This window comes from Pseudomonas sp. F220 (genome assembly GCF_057813935.1).
Map to the genome: position 1 here is coordinate 22,854 of NZ_JBVASJ010000037.1, position 14,982 is coordinate 37,835.

17 protein-coding genes and 1 pseudogene are annotated in these 14,982 nt (G+C 56.5%); 10 read left to right on the forward strand and 8 right to left on the reverse strand.

The genetic code is table 11. The features are described 5' to 3' along the window. Positions 1 to 26 precede the first annotated feature (26 nt). The 4 genes from ACZYSM_RS24115 to moaE all read left to right on the forward strand — a co-directional run bounded on the left by ACZYSM_RS24115 (position 27) and on the right by moaE (position 2,195). A complete protein-coding gene (locus ACZYSM_RS24115) occupies positions 27 to 926 on the forward strand; it encodes a bestrophin family protein (protein ID WP_489075337.1) in 900 nt (299 codons plus the stop codon). Positions 927 to 1,002: 76 nt separating this feature from the next. After that, the gene (moaC, locus tag ACZYSM_RS24120) at positions 1,003 to 1,479 is read left to right on the forward strand and encodes a cyclic pyranopterin monophosphate synthase MoaC (RefSeq protein ID WP_489075395.1); all 477 of its coding nucleotides are present in this window, start codon (positions 1,003 to 1,005) and stop codon (positions 1,477 to 1,479) included. Beyond that, positions 1,476 to 1,727 carry a MoaD/ThiS family protein gene (locus tag ACZYSM_RS24125; protein ID WP_489075339.1) on the forward strand — a complete coding sequence of 84 codons (252 nt, stop codon included), beginning with the start codon at positions 1,476 to 1,478 and terminating at the stop codon, positions 1,725 to 1,727. Before moaC ends, ACZYSM_RS24125 begins: the two co-directional genes overlap by 4 nt. A gap of 3 nt (positions 1,728 to 1,730) precedes the next feature. Then, positions 1,731 to 2,195 carry a molybdopterin synthase catalytic subunit MoaE gene (gene moaE, locus ACZYSM_RS24130; RefSeq protein WP_489075341.1) on the forward strand — a complete coding sequence of 155 codons (465 nt, stop codon included), beginning with the start codon at positions 1,731 to 1,733 and terminating at the stop codon, positions 2,193 to 2,195. Positions 2,196 to 2,238: 43 nt separating this feature from the next. Here the strand turns inward: moaE and ACZYSM_RS24135 are convergent, their stop codons facing one another. Both ACZYSM_RS24135 and moaB read right to left on the reverse strand, forming a co-directional pair. Beyond that, positions 2,239 to 3,444 carry a molybdopterin molybdotransferase MoeA gene (locus tag ACZYSM_RS24135; protein ID WP_489075343.1) on the reverse strand — a complete coding sequence of 402 codons (1,206 nt, stop codon included), beginning with the start codon at positions 3,442 to 3,444 and terminating at the stop codon, positions 2,239 to 2,241. Continuing rightward, positions 3,441 to 3,980: a molybdenum cofactor biosynthesis protein B gene (gene moaB / locus ACZYSM_RS24140; RefSeq protein ID WP_489075345.1), complete on the reverse strand. Its 540-nt coding sequence runs from the start codon at positions 3,978 to 3,980 to the stop codon at positions 3,441 to 3,443. Before moaB ends, ACZYSM_RS24135 begins: the two co-directional genes overlap by 4 nt. Positions 3,981 to 4,284: 304 nt before the next feature. Here moaB and ACZYSM_RS24145 point away from each other — a divergent pair, with 304 nt between their 5' ends. Continuing rightward, positions 4,285 to 5,175 carry a LysR family transcriptional regulator gene (locus tag ACZYSM_RS24145; RefSeq protein WP_489075347.1) on the forward strand — a complete coding sequence of 297 codons (891 nt, stop codon included), beginning with the start codon at positions 4,285 to 4,287 and terminating at the stop codon, positions 5,173 to 5,175. Between the two features lie 15 nt (positions 5,176 to 5,190). Further along, positions 5,191 to 6,018: a formate dehydrogenase accessory sulfurtransferase FdhD gene (gene fdhD, locus ACZYSM_RS24150; protein ID WP_489075349.1), complete on the forward strand. Its 828-nt coding sequence runs from the start codon at positions 5,191 to 5,193 to the stop codon at positions 6,016 to 6,018. A 326-nt stretch (positions 6,019 to 6,344) separates the two neighbouring features. Here fdhD and ACZYSM_RS24155 read toward each other — a convergent pair whose 3' ends face one another. After that, positions 6,345 to 6,683, reverse strand: a complete 339-nt coding sequence (locus ACZYSM_RS24155) for a GYD domain-containing protein (protein ID WP_489075351.1) — start codon at positions 6,681 to 6,683, stop codon at positions 6,345 to 6,347. Beyond that, on the reverse strand, positions 6,680 to 7,354 hold the full coding sequence (locus ACZYSM_RS24160) for a cysteine hydrolase family protein (RefSeq protein ID WP_489075353.1): 675 nt from the start codon (positions 7,352 to 7,354) through the stop codon (positions 6,680 to 6,682). The genes ACZYSM_RS24155 and ACZYSM_RS24160 overlap by 4 nt, the downstream gene beginning before the upstream one ends. Before the next feature lie 117 nt (positions 7,355 to 7,471). On the opposite strand from ACZYSM_RS24160, the gene ACZYSM_RS24165 reads away from it, so the two are divergent. The 3 genes from ACZYSM_RS24165 (at position 7,472) to ACZYSM_RS24175 (ending at position 10,389) form a co-directional block, all read left to right on the forward strand. Further along, positions 7,472 to 8,365 (forward strand): LysR substrate-binding domain-containing protein, encoded by an 894-nt coding sequence (locus tag ACZYSM_RS24165; RefSeq protein WP_489075355.1) that lies wholly within the window; start codon positions 7,472 to 7,474, stop codon positions 8,363 to 8,365. Positions 8,366 to 8,555: 190 nt separating this feature from the next. Further along, positions 8,556 to 8,846 (forward strand): hypothetical protein, encoded by a 291-nt coding sequence (locus ACZYSM_RS24170; protein WP_489075357.1) that lies wholly within the window; start codon positions 8,556 to 8,558, stop codon positions 8,844 to 8,846. Between the two features lie 673 nt (positions 8,847 to 9,519). Next, complete coding sequence (locus ACZYSM_RS24175; protein WP_489075359.1) at positions 9,520 to 10,389, forward strand: AraC family transcriptional regulator; 870 nt, start codon at positions 9,520 to 9,522, stop codon at positions 10,387 to 10,389. Here ACZYSM_RS24175 and ACZYSM_RS24180 read toward each other — a convergent pair. From ACZYSM_RS24180 to ACZYSM_RS24190, 3 genes and pseudogenes are all read right to left on the reverse strand, one after another. Continuing rightward, positions 10,316 to 10,797 (reverse strand): annotated as a pseudogene (locus tag ACZYSM_RS24180) (SDR family NAD(P)-dependent oxidoreductase). The gene ACZYSM_RS24175 and the pseudogene ACZYSM_RS24180 overlap by 74 nt on opposite strands. A gap of 24 nt (positions 10,798 to 10,821) precedes the next feature. Continuing rightward, positions 10,822 to 11,844: an AraC family transcriptional regulator gene (locus ACZYSM_RS24185; protein WP_489075361.1), complete on the reverse strand. Its 1,023-nt coding sequence runs from the start codon at positions 11,842 to 11,844 to the stop codon at positions 10,822 to 10,824. Between the two features lie 58 nt (positions 11,845 to 11,902). Next, on the reverse strand, positions 11,903 to 13,345 hold the full coding sequence (locus ACZYSM_RS24190; protein ID WP_489075363.1) for an aldehyde dehydrogenase family protein: 1,443 nt from the start codon (positions 13,343 to 13,345) through the stop codon (positions 11,903 to 11,905). A gap of 164 nt (positions 13,346 to 13,509) precedes the next feature. Between ACZYSM_RS24190 and ACZYSM_RS24195 the strand changes: the two genes are divergently transcribed. Next, on the forward strand, positions 13,510 to 13,839 hold the full coding sequence (locus tag ACZYSM_RS24195) for a M20/M25/M40 family metallo-hydrolase (RefSeq protein ID WP_489075365.1): 330 nt from the start codon (positions 13,510 to 13,512) through the stop codon (positions 13,837 to 13,839). 220 nt (positions 13,840 to 14,059) lie between these two features. Here ACZYSM_RS24195 and ACZYSM_RS24200 read toward each other — a convergent pair whose 3' ends face one another. Next, the gene (locus tag ACZYSM_RS24200; protein ID WP_489075367.1) at positions 14,060 to 14,755 is read right to left on the reverse strand and encodes a tRNA (adenine(22)-N(1))-methyltransferase; all 696 of its coding nucleotides are present in this window, start codon (positions 14,753 to 14,755) and stop codon (positions 14,060 to 14,062) included. Between the last annotated feature and the right edge of the window lie 227 nt (positions 14,756 to 14,982).

Below are 14,982 nucleotides of genomic sequence, written 5' to 3' on the forward strand. Positions count from 1 at the left end.
CATTACTCTCTAGAAGGCTGTTTCCCATGATCGTTAGAGCCAAACCTAATCTGATCAATGTCTTGATTTCACTCAAAGGCTCGATTGCCAAGCGTATCGCGCTGCGAAGCCTTCTGGTGACACTCCTGGCCTCTGCTATTGTCCTGGTCGAAACACTCCATCCCGCGTACTTCTCAAAGGTTAATGCCACTCCCTTCACGCTGCTGGGGTTATCACTTTCAATCTTCATGAACTTTCGCAACAACGCCTGCTACGACCGTTGGTATGAAGCGCGCAAAGCGCTCGGTGCGATGATCATGGACGTGCGCTCGATGATCCGGGAAACCCAGGTCATTAAGGACACACAGCAACGCAGCAAGATATTGCGCAACCTCTGCGGCTTTGCCCATGCGCTTAACGCCAAGCTTTGCAAGGAAGACGAACTCAGTGCGGCGGGTACGTGGCTTAACAAATTGCCATCTGCCAACACACCTAACATCCCTGAAAGTATTCTGCGTCAAGTCGGCCAACAGTGCTCAACGCTCGCCGAATCCGGCGAGATCAGCGAATGGCGTTACACGCTGATGGCCAATCACCTGACTAATCTGACAACCACACAAACGATCTGCGAGCGAATCAAAAGCACGCCTCTCCCGTTCCCTTACACACTCCTGCTACACAGGACAATTTACATATTTTGCATTTTGCTGCCCTTCGCGATGGCCGAGCCACTGGGCTGGCTAACGCCAGTTTTCACCGCCATTGTGAGTTATACGTTTTTTGGGCTGGATGCTATTGGCGACGAATTGGAAGACCCCTTTGGTCGAGATGAAAACGACCTTCCAACCAATGCCATCGTGCGCACCATCGAGCGTGAAGTGCTTGATGCCTTGGGTGCGACAGAACTCCCTCCACTACTTCAGCCCGTGGACTTCGTGCTGAACTGATTAGCACTAACTACTCATTAAGCACCCGTAGGGGTGGAGGATAAGCATGACCGAATTCAATCAGCCCGATTCCGGGATGCTGACTCATTTAGATGCTGAAGGCAGAGCCAATATGGTCGATGTCAGCGAAAAAAATCCGACAAACCGTGAAGCTCAAGCACAGGCCTGGATACGTATGCGACCTGCTACGTTGAAACTCATCCAGCAAAACGGGCACCCCAAAGGCGACGTGTTTGCGGTCGCTCGAATCGCCGGGATCATGGCGGCGAAGAAAACCCATGAATTGATCCCGTTATGCCACCCGTTGATGCTCAGTTCGATTCACCTCGAGTTGAGCGCCGTGGAGCCCGACAGCGTAAGAATTGTGAGCACCTGCCGGCTGAACGGCAGAACCGGCGTTGAACTGGAAGCCCTGACGGCGGCAAGCGTGGCGGCACTAACGATCTACGACATGTGCAAAGCCGTCGACCGGGGGATGGTCATTGACCGGGTCCAACTGCTCAGGAAACAGGGTGGAAAATCGGGCACCTTTGTGACAGGTGACGGCCAATGATTCTGATCAACTACTTTGCGCGCTATCGGGAACAACTCGGCCTTGGCGGAGAAAAAATCGCACTGGATGAGTCTTTGCGAAGCATCGACGATGTCAGAAAATTGCTGATCGCCAGGGGCGCTATTTGGCAGGAAGTACTCGGTGAAAGCAGCCTCATGTGTGCGCTGAACCAGGAGTTATGTACACCCGACGCCCCGATAGAAGACTTCGATGAGATTGCCTTCTTCCCTCAAGTGACCGGGGGTTAAGCGATGACTGTTCAGGTCCAGACTGAGGTGTTTGATTTGGGTGAGCTGACCCGAAGTTTGCACGCCGAAGACCCTGGTGTCGGTGCCGTGGCCACCTTCGTGGGCTATGTCCGCGATATCAATCAGGGAGAAAAGGTCAGCAACCTGTTTCTCGAGCATTATCCAGGAATGACCGAGCGCGCCTTGCAACTGATCGTCGATCAAGCCCATGAACGGTGGCCGCTGCAACGGGTGAACATAGTCCACCGCGTGGGTCTTTTGAGCGTTGGTGAACCCATCGTTTTTGTCGGCGTTGCCAGCCAACACCGACAGGCTGTTTTTGATGCCTGCGCGTTTTTGATGGATTATCTGAAAACACGAGCGCCCTTCTGGAAGCGTGAAGAAACCCGATCCGGTGACCGTTGGGTATGCGGCAGAGAGAGTGATCGGCTGGCAGCAAGTCGCTGGGAAGGTAGTGATGGGCGCTAGCGGTATGAGCCCCCTCAAATAATTGAGGGGGTGGATAGATCGCTTAGAACAAGTCGCAGAAAGGAATAAATCGCGCCGTGTCACCTACCTGTAACGTGCAGCCTTCGGGGATCTCGACCAGTCCATCCGCCCAGGAGGCGCCCAGCAACACGCCTGAACTCTGATTCGGATAGAGCACCGCTCGCCCCGCTTCCAATTTGGCCCTCAGGTACTCCCGGCGGCCTCCTGCCTTAGGCCAGTCAAACCCGACGTTTACCGCAAAGCTCAAGGGCGTGACGTCTTCGACACCCTGGATGCGCAACACGTAAGCCCGGGCCAGCAGTCCGAAAGTCACCAGCGCCGACGTCGGGTTGCCTGGCAGGCCGATGACCGGAACGGTGCCAAAGTACCCCACGGTCAGTGGCTTGCCCGGCTTGATAGGCAACTTCCAGAACAACGGTTTACCGCATTCACGCAGCACCTGCCCGAGGCAATCGGCGTCACCTGCGGATACGCCACCGGTGGTGAGAATCAAGTCCGTAGCGTATTGCAACTGTTCGAGTTTGAGCCGCGTCTGCTGCGGCCGGTCGGGCAGGATACCGGCATCGATGACGTCGCAACCCAATGCACTTAACCAGTGGCTCAACAAGGTGCGATTGCTGTTGTAGATGCAGCCGGGCTTCAGGGGCATGCCCGGTTCGGCCAGTTCGTCGCCGGTAGAAAGCAGCGCGACCCGTGGACGCCGTACCACATGCACATGCGTACATCCCTGCGCCGCTGCGATGGCCAACTCGAAAGGTCCCAGTCGTTTGCCTGCATGGAGCAACACCTGCCCGACACGGTTCTCCTGGCCTTGCGGTCGAATATTCTGGCCAACCGTCAGCGGCTGTTTGAAACGTACGCGGCCGTCATCCAAAAGCTCAACGTTCTCCTGCATCTCTATGCAGTTGGCACCCTCGGGTACCGGCGCTCCAGTAAAGATTCGGGCACAGGTTCCCGGTAGCAACGTTTCGGGGGCCTGACCGGCAAGAATTCGTTGGGATACGACTAACGGCTGTCCGCTCCAGTCGTCCACATTCAAGGCATAACCATCCATAGCACTGTTCGGCCAAGGCGGAAGATCAAGGGTCGCCACCAGGTCACTGGCCAGCACCCGTTGCCGTGCGGCACTCAGCAGTGCTGGCTCGCTATCATGAAGACGTTGGGCCTCAGCCATGTCCAGCAGCCTGGCGATGGCCTCCTCCACCGGCATCAGCTGTGACTGACTCATCCCCGTGACCCGCAGACTTGCACAGGCTTGAGGTGCGGCACGAAATTGCACGGTCTGTGGCGTGCATCCAATTGCTCGGCAAGAATGCCTTCCCATGCGGTTCGACAGGCGCCTGTCGAACCTGGAAGGCAGCACACCAGCGTACCGTTGGCCAATCCGGCCAAGGCCCGGCTCTGAACAGTGGAGGTACCGATATCGAGGATAGAAATCGCCCGAAACAGCTCACCAAAGCCGTCAATCTGCTTATCCAGCAAACAGCTTACAGCCTCAGGTGTGCTGTCGCGGCCAGTGAATCCAGTCCCCCCGGTAATCAGCACGACCTGAATCTGCTCGTCGGCAATCCAGCTGGCGACCTGGGCGCGGATTTTATACAGGTCATCCTTAAGCAAGTTTCGCTCACTCAGGGTATGACCCGCTTCCAGCAATCGACTCACCAGTAATTGCCCGGAAGTATCATTGGCATATTCTCGGGTATCACTGACGGTCAACACAGCCATATTCAACGGTACAAATAACGCATCCGACTTAACGCTCATGTCCTTCTCCGGCAGGCAATAATGAAAACAATTGTCAGAGGCTAATTCGCTAAAACAGTCACTGTCTAATCGTTCTGGCCAACCGGTTTATCGAGCGCCTCTATCGAAAGCTTTCTCACCAGCAATGATTCCTTACTTTAATTAAATTCGATCGTGATAGAGCCAATCAATCGGTCGTTCAATACGTGTGATTGGACTGAGAACAAGGACCGTGAGATCGTTTGCTGGCCCAACTATCCGTGTTTTTAATCATGATATTTACCTGCTCTACTGACATCACATTCATTCCTCAGCAGGTGCCATTGTGGACATCAAGCAACTCAAATTCCTGATCGCGCTGGAGCAGACTCGACACTTCGGGCAGGCTGCTGCGCGCTGCCACATTACTCAGCCGACGCTGTCCATGCGCTTGCGCAATCTTGAGGATGAACTGGGTCTGGAGCTGGTCACCCGAGGCCAGCGCTTTGAAGGTTTCACCCAGGCCGGTGAACGCGTGCTGGCATGGGCCAAAACATTGCTCGCCGCACATGACGGGCTGTTCGCGGAAGCCGCCGCGTGTCGCGGCCAGTTAGTCGGCAATTTGCGTCTGGGCATGGTGCCTCTCAGCGGTTTTAACCCAATCAGCTACGTTCAGGGGCTTTCCCATACGTTCCCAGAGCTAAAATTCAGCCTGTCATCCATGAGCTCAGACCGAATCATCGAAGGTATCGGTAACAACCAACTGGATCTGGGCATCTGTTATCTCGACCACGTGAATCCCAACTATCTGGAGTTTTTCGAAATAGGAGAGACCCGCGTCGGTTTGCTGTACGACACTCGCCACTTCCATTTCGAAGGAACAGAAATGAGCTGGGAAGATGCCGCCGAGCTGCCATTGGGGATGATCAGCAATGGCATGCACTATCGAAAATCCATTGACCTGAGTTTCCGCAGCCGCGGGCTAGACCCACAGCCATTACTCGAAACCGATTCGACTTATCAGTTGTTCCAGGCGATTCACGAAGGTTTTTGCTGCTCTGTCATGCCGCTGGACAGTGGCCTGGAAAACCCTATCGAGAATCTGGCCTTTATCAACCTTCCAGATGCAAGTGTTCTCGCGCCCCTGGGTCTCGTGATGCGCAAAACCGAACCTCGCTCGGCAATCGCTGAGAAATGTTTTGCTGAAGCCCAGAAACTATTTGCCGCAAAGAACTGATTCGAGGGTTTTGTCATGTCTTGTCGAGTCGAACAATCATCTGACCAAAGCGATGCGAATGCACCTGCGCCAAAGCCTATGAACGTCACCTATCGAGCCTATGATACGAGCGCACTCGTCTCCCAGGCTGCGTTAGCGTCCGAGATAGCCTTGGCCATCACTTACAACGGTCTGAGCCAGGCCGTGATGATGGTGTCGCCCGGGAACCTCGAGGATTTCATCCGAGGTTTCAGCGTTAGTAACGATATTGTTGAAGACCTGAACGAAATCTATGATATCCGCCTCTCGCACTTCGACCAGGCCTGTCAGGCGGATGTACAGATTTCCAGTCGTGCCTTCTGGGCACTGAAGAATCATCGCCGGCAAATGGCGGGTACCAGTGGTTGCGGATTGTGTGGTGTGGAAGCGCTGGAACAGGCACTTCCGCAACTGGACATTCTGGAGCCTGCTCCTCTCCCCCCAGCGGAACACTTTAACGGCATACGCGAGCGCATCGAACAAGCTCAACAAATGGCGCGTAGCAGTGGCGCCCTACATGCAGCGCTGTACTTTGACTCACACGGCTCCGCGCTCTTGTGCCGCGAAGATATCGGCCGCCACAACGCGCTGGATAAATTGATAGGCGCTATGCAGCGTGCACAGATCGATGCACGTTGCGGCTTTACAGTAGTGACTAGCCGCTGCAGCCTGGAGCTTATTCACAAAGCGGTAAGGGCGAAGCTTGGCACGCTGGTCAGCTTGTCGGCACCCACTGCATTGACCGTGCAGTGGGCAATCAAGCACCGCCTCAACTTGATCCACGTCCCCCATCGCAACGCGCCGCGGATTTACAGCCCGGCTTAACGCCTCAATATGCATCCCCTCCCCGACCTCCAACTCATGGATGAACATGGCGAACGCCACTTTCGCGACTTATGCGAGTAGTCCCGGGTCAGCGGTTTCTATCATGACAAACACAAAGGCGCTCAAGGGCTATGAATCGTCCGAAGGCGTCACGCGTCAGTTCTGTTCCAACTGCGGGTCTTTGCTGTTCTGGTATGAATAGAAGATCGACATCCACAAACGAACTGAGCGCCTTCGGCCAGAAACGGGCCGTGGCGAGCAGTGAGCTAAAATCAATCGCTGCGATACGCTTCAGGTCTACACGTTGAAACAAGCCGCCGACTGGATCAAGCCAAGACGGCCAGGTTCGCCAGGATTCGGTCAAAGTCTTCGTGACTGAACGCCGGAAGCACAAGGGGCTCTACATAGCCATCGCGGCGTGCGGTGAGCACGTACTGCATCATTGCCAGATTATTCGGCATCTCGAATACCTGGACAAAATCGTACGCCCCAAGGGTCGCGTAAAATGCCAGAGAACGCCCCCCTTGCTCGGCTACACGACATTCACTCATTGCCCGCCGTGATGGGCTGTCATGTAGCTCGGCCAAGCCTTTGGGCGTGAGCTTCATCAGCGAAATATAATGCTGCGAAACACCATCAACGGTGAGCGGGTCTGCCCCCTTCATAGCGTCTGGCCATCGAGTCGAGCCAGTCCTTCCAGCACGGCGGCAGCATCAGTTAGTGCGCCGAAAATTCCGTTCTCCACGGTCACCATGTACAGCGCGGCATCGTGGGCGTACTGGTCACCGCTGGCACAAGCGTCGGCAATGGTCAGGCATTGGAAATTACGATCACACGCTTCTCGCAAGGTCGTGTGCACGCAGACATCGGTTGTGCAGCCACTGAATAGCAAATGGGTAATGCCACGAGCACGCAGAATGTGCTCAAGCTCAGTGTAGGTGAAGGCACTGTTGCAGGTTTTGTCTACGATGATGTCATCGACACCCACATCCAGTTCAGCTACCAATTGAAAGCCCGGACTGGAGCGTAGTAACACGTCAGTACCTTCAAGCCCGGCCTGTCGCCGACGCCATCTTTCGTAGGGCGTCATGTCAGCCAAGTCCCCCCGATAACCCTGCCTTGTGTGGATGACCTGTATTCCCACTGATCGGGCCTTTTGGATCAATTGGTTTACCGTAGGGAGAATCGCCCTTAAAGGCGCTGGATCGTATCCGCTTCTAGCGAAGTAGCCAGTGTTGGACAGAAAGTCCTCCTGAAGGTCAATCACCAGCAATGCCGTTGCCGCAGGCACCAATCTGCCGTCGTAGGGATAATTGAAAGGCTGAGCAGTAATCATGGTTTCCTCCACAGTTTCAAGTCAGCCTAGCAATCAGGTATCGTGAGTTAAAGCGATTAATCCAGCACATTATTGTTTTCATAAACCAACCAATCGCTACCTGCACAGAGCCTTTCAGTGACCAACAAACTGGCGTTTCTTCCCTACCTGCGGGCCTTCGAAGCGGTATCCCGGCTCGGCACGCTGCGCGGTGCCGCAGACGAACTCCATCTCAGCCCAAGCGCGATTTCATTGCAGCTAAAGAAACTGAGCATAATCACCGGAATTCAGCTATTCGTGCGCACAGGCAGGAACGTGGCACTGACTGAAACCGGACATGAGTTTTATCAATCCGTATCTGAGGCCCTGGGCACCTTGGCAGACGTGGTACGACTTGCCGTTGAGCGCGAAGGCGAGCCAAAGGAGCGCTCGCTTTCGATATCACTTCCCCCCTCTATCGGCATCGCTTGGCTGACTGCCGCGATTGTCGAATTTGCGATCAGCCGCAACATGACCAACCTGTCGATTAACCAGGCGGTCAACTGTGCAGAAGTAGATTGGCATTCCAATGATATTGCAGTCGTCTACGACCAGCCGCCGTTCCCCGGCAGGCGCTGGGAGCTACTCAGTGAAGTCCAGCTCTGCGCGGTGTGCTCTCCCACTCTGCTCGGTCGAATGGATCTGCACAGTCGAGATCGCAAGCTCCATGGCTTCGCGCTTTTGCACGAAGATGACGGCGAGCAGTGGACCAGATGGTCACTGGCTGCACGGGTAAAGCTCTTCGACAACGTCCGGGTAAAAGTACCTTCCGCTGCCCATGCGATAGCGGCAGCTGTCCAGGGGAAAGGAATTGCCTTGCTCTCTGATGTCGTCACACAGGCTCACTTGGCCGAGGGCAGCCTGGTTCGGCCATTCGCAACGACGTTAGGGGCAGCCAACGCTTACTTTCTCGTGTGGAAGGTAGAAAGCAGTGCCGCCGAACTTACGACGGCGCTCGCCGAATATCTCCAGGGATACCTGAAAAGAAGCTAGAAATAGCTGAAACCAGGGTTTGAGCATGAACTGCCCACTTCCGGCCAAAAACTGCCGGTGGTCGTTGCATTTCGCTTGTCGCCGGCGTTTGGCTAAGCTGAATAAATCGGGACGAACTGAAACCCACGTGATAGCGGCCATCAGCGAATCTGGATTGGCATTCAGACGGTAACTCACGAAGGAGACGACTATGTATGCGGTTATAAGAACCTACTTGGGTTCTGGCGCAAAGCAGCTTTTCGAGTTTTTAGAAGCGCGCAACGCCGACGTCGAAGCTACCCTCCGGAAAGTGCCTGGCCTCGTAAGCTACACACTGCTAAATACGGGTGATGGTGGTACATCGGTGACTGTTTGCACGGACAAGGCCGGCACCGATGCGAGCTTGAAAGTCGCGCGCGACTGGATTCAGAAAAATGCCTCGCATATCCACGCGAACCCGCCGATCGTAACGGAAGGTCCGGTCATTGTGCAGATCAATTAGCGCGCCTTGGCGATTGATCTCACGACACTATCTCTGTTGCAGTCATTGCTTTTGCCGATCCTGGGCACCCTGCAGCCAGGCTGCCACCGATCTGAAGTTTTGTATGTTTGCTTCGCAGAGATGTGATCGTCCGCAAACCATCGGATTGGGTTTGTAAGGTCACGCTCGGAGTGTGGACTGTTTGGTCTTGTTGCCTGTCGTGCGATTCGCCACCATAGCGAGCAGCACGGCGTCTTTTTGGGACTCTGCGGACTCGGATCAGTCTCCGTCAGTTTGCGGTGGAAGCGAACGACGGCTCAGGGTCGTCTCCCGCCCTTCGCGACCGGCAGTAATCGGCCGATTCTGTTGAAAAAGTCGGCCATGGTTTCCATGGTAGAAAAGTACGCGCTTGAGATTGAAATTTTTACATTGAGCAGAGGATTCCGGACTCAGATTTCGCGTAGCAGCGCGCAAAAAAGCGTTTTCAGTGGTCAGTATGCGGGCAGTCCAGAAGAACCGACTTTTTCAACAGAATCGGCCAGAAGTGGACACCTGAAATGCCCCAGACCTTTACATCGCCTTGGAAGAGATCGCATTGGCCAACCCAAAACGTGCCTTGAGCAAGCGCGGCTAGGCGCGTTCGCGCCGCTATAGTCGACTCTATTGCCGACCGTACTTCCAGGAGCTTTTCCCAGTGTCTGACATGCCGAGCAATTTCGCGTACACAAAACGCTTCAACGCCGTACTCGCCTACATTGATGCCAATCTCGAAGGTGACCTGTCGGTGAAGACGTTGAGCCATGTGGCGAACTTTTCGGCGTTTCACTTCCATCGACAATTCACCGCGTTCGTTGGAGTGCCTGTCTCACGTTATGTGCAACTGATGCGACTACGACGCGCGGCACATCGCCTAGCCGCCCTCGCTGATCACTCGGTACTGGACGCCGCACTCGGTGCCGGCTTTGAAAGTCCCGAGGCATTTTGCAGGGCGTTCAGGCGGGCGTTCGGTACGACGCCGAGTGCGTTCAGGAAGGAACCGAACTGGCAGGTCTGGAATGCGGTATTCGCAATCCCTCACTTTTCCAGGACTATCATCATGCAAGTACGAATCGTAGATTTCCCTGAAGTCAAGGTAGCAGCGCTTGAGCACTGCGGACCAGCCGGGCTCGTCAATGAGAGCGTGCGCACGTTCATCGAGTGGCGTATGCAGAGCGGACAGTCGCCGGTGGCATCGAGTCGCACCTTTGGCATTCCCTATAGCAACCCCGATACGACACCTCCACAAGCATTCCGCTTCGCAATCTGCGGCGAGATTCACGAGGCCGTGGCGCCGAATGAGTTCGGCGTGCACGAGATCGTCATTCCTGCCGGTCGCTGCGTCGTGGTGCGACACGCGGGGTCACCGGATCACATCGGCGAAACGATCTATCCGATTTACCGCGATTGGCTTCCTGCCAGTGGAGAGGAACTTCGTGACCAGCCGCTGTTCTTCAATTACCTGAGCGTCTATCCCGAGACACCGCAGGATCAATGGCAAACAGATGTGTATGTTCCGCTGCAATAGCGGAGCAAGCAGCTTTCGACCCTGAGCTGAAGTTGACGAGTGTCCGTTCAGGGTCGTCTCTGCCGGTCACGACGGGCGGGAGTCGGCCATTTCCGGTCGCTCGTTCCGCTAATCCCAACGGCGCAAAGAGGACGTTCGGATCAGCACCGCCGTACCCGGCGTTATTCACGACAACGTCGAGACGACCAAATGCGGCAACCGCCGTCTCCACGGCCGCCTGAGCGGCGCTTTCATCTGTCACGTCCAGAGAAACCTCGCGAACGCGGTCGCCGTATTTTTTACCAAGTCATCAAGTCGCTTCGTGTCGCGTGCTGTGGCGACGAGCCGATCGCCGGAATCGAGTACAGTCTTCGCAATGTTTCGGCCCAAACCGCTCGCGCTGCCGGTGACTAACCATACTTTGTTCATAAATTCCTCCCCTTCTTCTTGCACTTATTGCCTAGTTTCAGATCGTCGGAGCGCTGCCCTCAACTGGGAGGGTGTCGTTCCCTCCCACGCTCGGAAAGCTCGATAGAAAGAATTCGAATCCACGTAGCCGAGCAGAAATGCCACTTCCGTGACATCCATCTCCGGCCGGCTGAGGTACTCGTGCGCCAGTTCCCGCCGCGCCTCAAGAATCAACTGTCGGAAGGTTGCGCCGTCATCGATGATTCGACGCTGCAAGGTCCGATCGCTCAACCCGAGCTCGCGCGCCACGGCCGATATCTTCGGCTGGTTTCCCGCGAGCATGCGTTTGAGAATCCATTTCACCTGCTCACTGATCGAACTTTGCGCACGGCGCTCTTCAAGCGCGCGCTCGAGCTGCGGATTCAACATGTCAAGCAACTCGGCATTGTAGGTAAGGAACGGCCGATCGAGATCGGTCGCGTGCAGGACGAGCGCATTGCGTCGCGCTCCGAACGTGATCGGGCCCTTGAAATAGGCTTCGTGGAAGCCGGTCGCCTCCGCGCTGCGCTTTAGCTCGACCCTTTTCGCCGTCACCAAATGCCCTGTGCCGCGGCGACCAAGTTCAACGAACGAGACAAAGGCGGCGTCTGTCAACAAAGGCGGCGTTTCTTCCTGCGCGTGGAGCCACACAGGCTCGATCACGCACTCGTCCTTGCTCACCTTGATTTGCAGTTCCTCGGGCGAACACAGTTGCTTGAAGCGAGCAAGGCGGGCGAGGGCATCCCGGTAGTCACGGGCGTAATAGGCCGCCATAGTTGACGGTGGCCGATTGCCGACGTCGATCTGGGTGGCGATTTTTAGGCCCGCGGCCGGATCAGCGGAGAGCTCGCCCACGGCACGCCAGAGTGCGAAGAACTGCGCCGTTGTGACGAGGTTCTTCTTGCCGTCGTAAACAGTCAGTGGCAAGCGAGCTCGGCTCAGCACCGCTGCTGGTGTAAGTCCGATCTTAGCGAGCCCTATCCAAAAGGCGTTCGCGGCTTTGAAACGGTCTGACACGTGGACGGTCATTTTTTCTCTCGCCGGCATTTCGTCTGGAAGCAATCGCGCTGACAGGACATTCCTCGGGTTAACCAATGATCGCTTTGGGTTCCAGATACTCCTGCAGCCCGAAGATCCCACCTTCCCGACCGATCCCCGATTGTTTGAACCCACCGAAGGGAGCAAACGGATCGTGACTTAATGTGTTGATCAGGACGCGGCCGGCGGCGAGTTTGCGCGCCACACGGGTGGCCCTTTCCGGGTCCGCCGAGCTTACGTAGGCGATGAGGCCGAATTCGGTGTCATTGGCGATTTCAATGGCCTCGGCTTCCGTCTTGTACGTCAGTATCGACAAGACCGGTCCGAAGATTTCTTCCTTCGCGATACGCATGTCGCGGGTGACGTTGGCGAACACGGTGGGCTTGACGAAATTCCCACCCTCCAGTCCCTGGGGATGACCTTCCCCGCCGATGACGAGCTCCGCACCTTCCTCGATCCCAGACTTGATGCACTCCTGCACGCGCTTGTACTGCTTTGTGCTGGCCAATGGGCCGAGGGTGACGTCTCTGTCCCTCGGATCGCCCATTTTGATTTTTTCGACGGCCGCCTTGGCCAATCGCTTCACTTCGTCGAGTTGGTCTTCCGGCACGATCAGACGCGAAGCCGCAATGCAGGCCTGCCCGTTATTCAGGTAGCAGGCGTTGATGGCCATCGGGATCGCCGTGGAGAGATCGGCGTCGCCCAGGATGATGTTTGGCGACTTGCCCCCGAGTTCCAGCGTCAAGCGCTTCATTGTGTCTAGGGAGTTCTTGGCGACCAGTTTTCCGATCTGCGTTGAACCGGTGAAACTGATTTTCTGAATGTCGGGACTTTTCGTTAACTCCGTCCCGACGACCTCACCGAGGCCCGTCACGACATTGATGACGCCAGGAGGTAACCCGGCTTCATGAAAGGCGTCCATCAACACTGCCGTTTGCATAGCGCTCATCTCGCTGGGCTTGATGACGACCGTGCATCCGGCAGCGATTGCCGGAGCCACCTTGATCGCGATCGAGCCGGCGCTCGAATTCCATGGCGTAAATATGCCCACCACACCGGCCGGCTCCATCACGACCTTAGATGTGCCGACAGTTTTGACCAGGTCGAAATCTTCGAGGACTTTCTTGAAGTGCAGGAAAATGTTCGCCGCGAGGTTGTTGGAGCCCTTCGCACGGTCTTGCGGTGCGCCGTATTCAACGACCGTCGCTTCAACGAGTTGATCCATTCGCTTGGCCACGGCGTCGTGCAACCGCTGTAGGAGCTCCATCCGGTATTCCTTGCTACTTTGCGAAAAGGTGTTGAAGGCCTCTTTCGCAGCACCGATGGCTTTTCGGGTGTCGATTTCGTCTGCCATGGTGACCTTGCCGATAACCTTGTTGTCGGTCGGGTTCACCAGATCGACGACCTGGGTTCCATGGGGAGTGACGAACTGGCCGTTGATATAGGCGCGATCAAAGGCTCTTACTGGGGTCGTGGTTTCATGTATTTTCATTTGCGTCACCCTTCAGGAGGTTTCGGCTTTACCAAGGTCGCTGTGTCTCTCAGGACCCAGCTCACAATTTCAGTGTGGCTAAAAAGCGGGTCGACGTAACTAGCAAACGACGCCAATGCTCTTGCAGAACGTGCCAAACAATCTATTGCCGGAACGGCAAGGGCGTGCCGGATAACCTGGCCACAGACTATCAATTATTGGCCCCGGTACTGGTCAATAGCGAAGCCGAGACCAAACGCATGCGCGCCGCCGCACAGAAGGTGCTGGGCAGCGAAAACGTGCTGGATAAAATGCCGATGCGCCTGATGGGCAGCGAAGACTTCGCCTGGATGCTTAAGGCCAGGCCCGGCTGTTACTTCATGCTGGGCAATGGCTCTGGGGAGTTCAATGGATGCTCCGTGCACAACGACCACTATGATTTCAATGATGAAATCACCCCGCTGGGTGCGGCGTGTTGGGTGGCGCTGGTTGAGGAATATTTGTGTAAGGGTTGATGGGCACCGTGGCGTTCCACGGACCTTGATGGACCTAGGTTTTGTACGAACAGTGCCTACGCGTCGATCATGCTGCGTTGAAAACAGGCTCGTGCGCGAGTCCGATCGGAATGCTCATTTACAACCAGTAAAGTCGAGCGCGACCCCGGCCGTTCCTCGCCTGTTTTCGCCTTGCCTGATCGCCGCTCGGCGACTTTTCGTACAACCCCTAGACCCGGGCTCAAGCCAGCAGTTCGGTGATCCACCGGGCCTGCCGGGCGATCTCCTGCGCCTTCTCCTCGGGCACGGCCTGCCGCGCCCGGGCGAAGTGGGTCAGGGTCTGCTGCTTCTGGCGCAGCATGCGCTGCCACTTGACCAGAAACGCCGGGCTGCGTGCCTGCATCTGCAGCGGGCCAAAGTACAGCTCCTCGGCGGTGTACATCACCGGCCCGGCGCGCTCGGCGACGATGATTTCGTAGTCGAAGCGGTTTTCCCGCAGCACTTCCTCGCAGAGGATGCGGTAACCATTTTCCATCAGCCATTGGCGCAGTGGCTGCTCGCCGCCGTTGGGCTGCAGGATCAGGCGCTCCTGGCCGCTCAGACGCGCCTTGCCGCTGTCGAGGATGTCGCGGATCGTCTCGCCGCCCATGCCGCAGATGCTGATCGCCGTGATCCCGTCTCCCGGCTCGATCGCCGCCAGGCCATTGGCCAGACGCACGGTGATCCGCTGGTCCAGGCCGTTCTCGCGCACGGTGCGTTCGGCCGAGCGAAACGGCGTCAATGCCACCTCGCCGGCCACCGCCGCCGCGATCGCGCCACGGCGCATCAACGCCACAGGCAGGTAGCCGTGATCCGAGCCGATATCGGCCAGGCGCGCACCTGCTGGCACATGCGCCGCCACGCGCTCCAGGCGCATGGACAATGTCTGTTCGTTCAACTGCAGCCCCTTTTCACCACGAACGTCCGGCACCTTTGGCCGGATCGGGGCGCGATTCTGTCGAGCAACGCCGTGCATTTCAAATTTATGCGACCAGGGCCATGGCTCGACCCGTACCTACCGCTCGCGTATCGGCCCAAAGCGAACCCTGGTCATGGGCCGCTTTTGGCCAACCTTTGCGGAGCCTGAGAGACTGCAACGGGTCGCTTTCAGCCCTTCCCGACAGG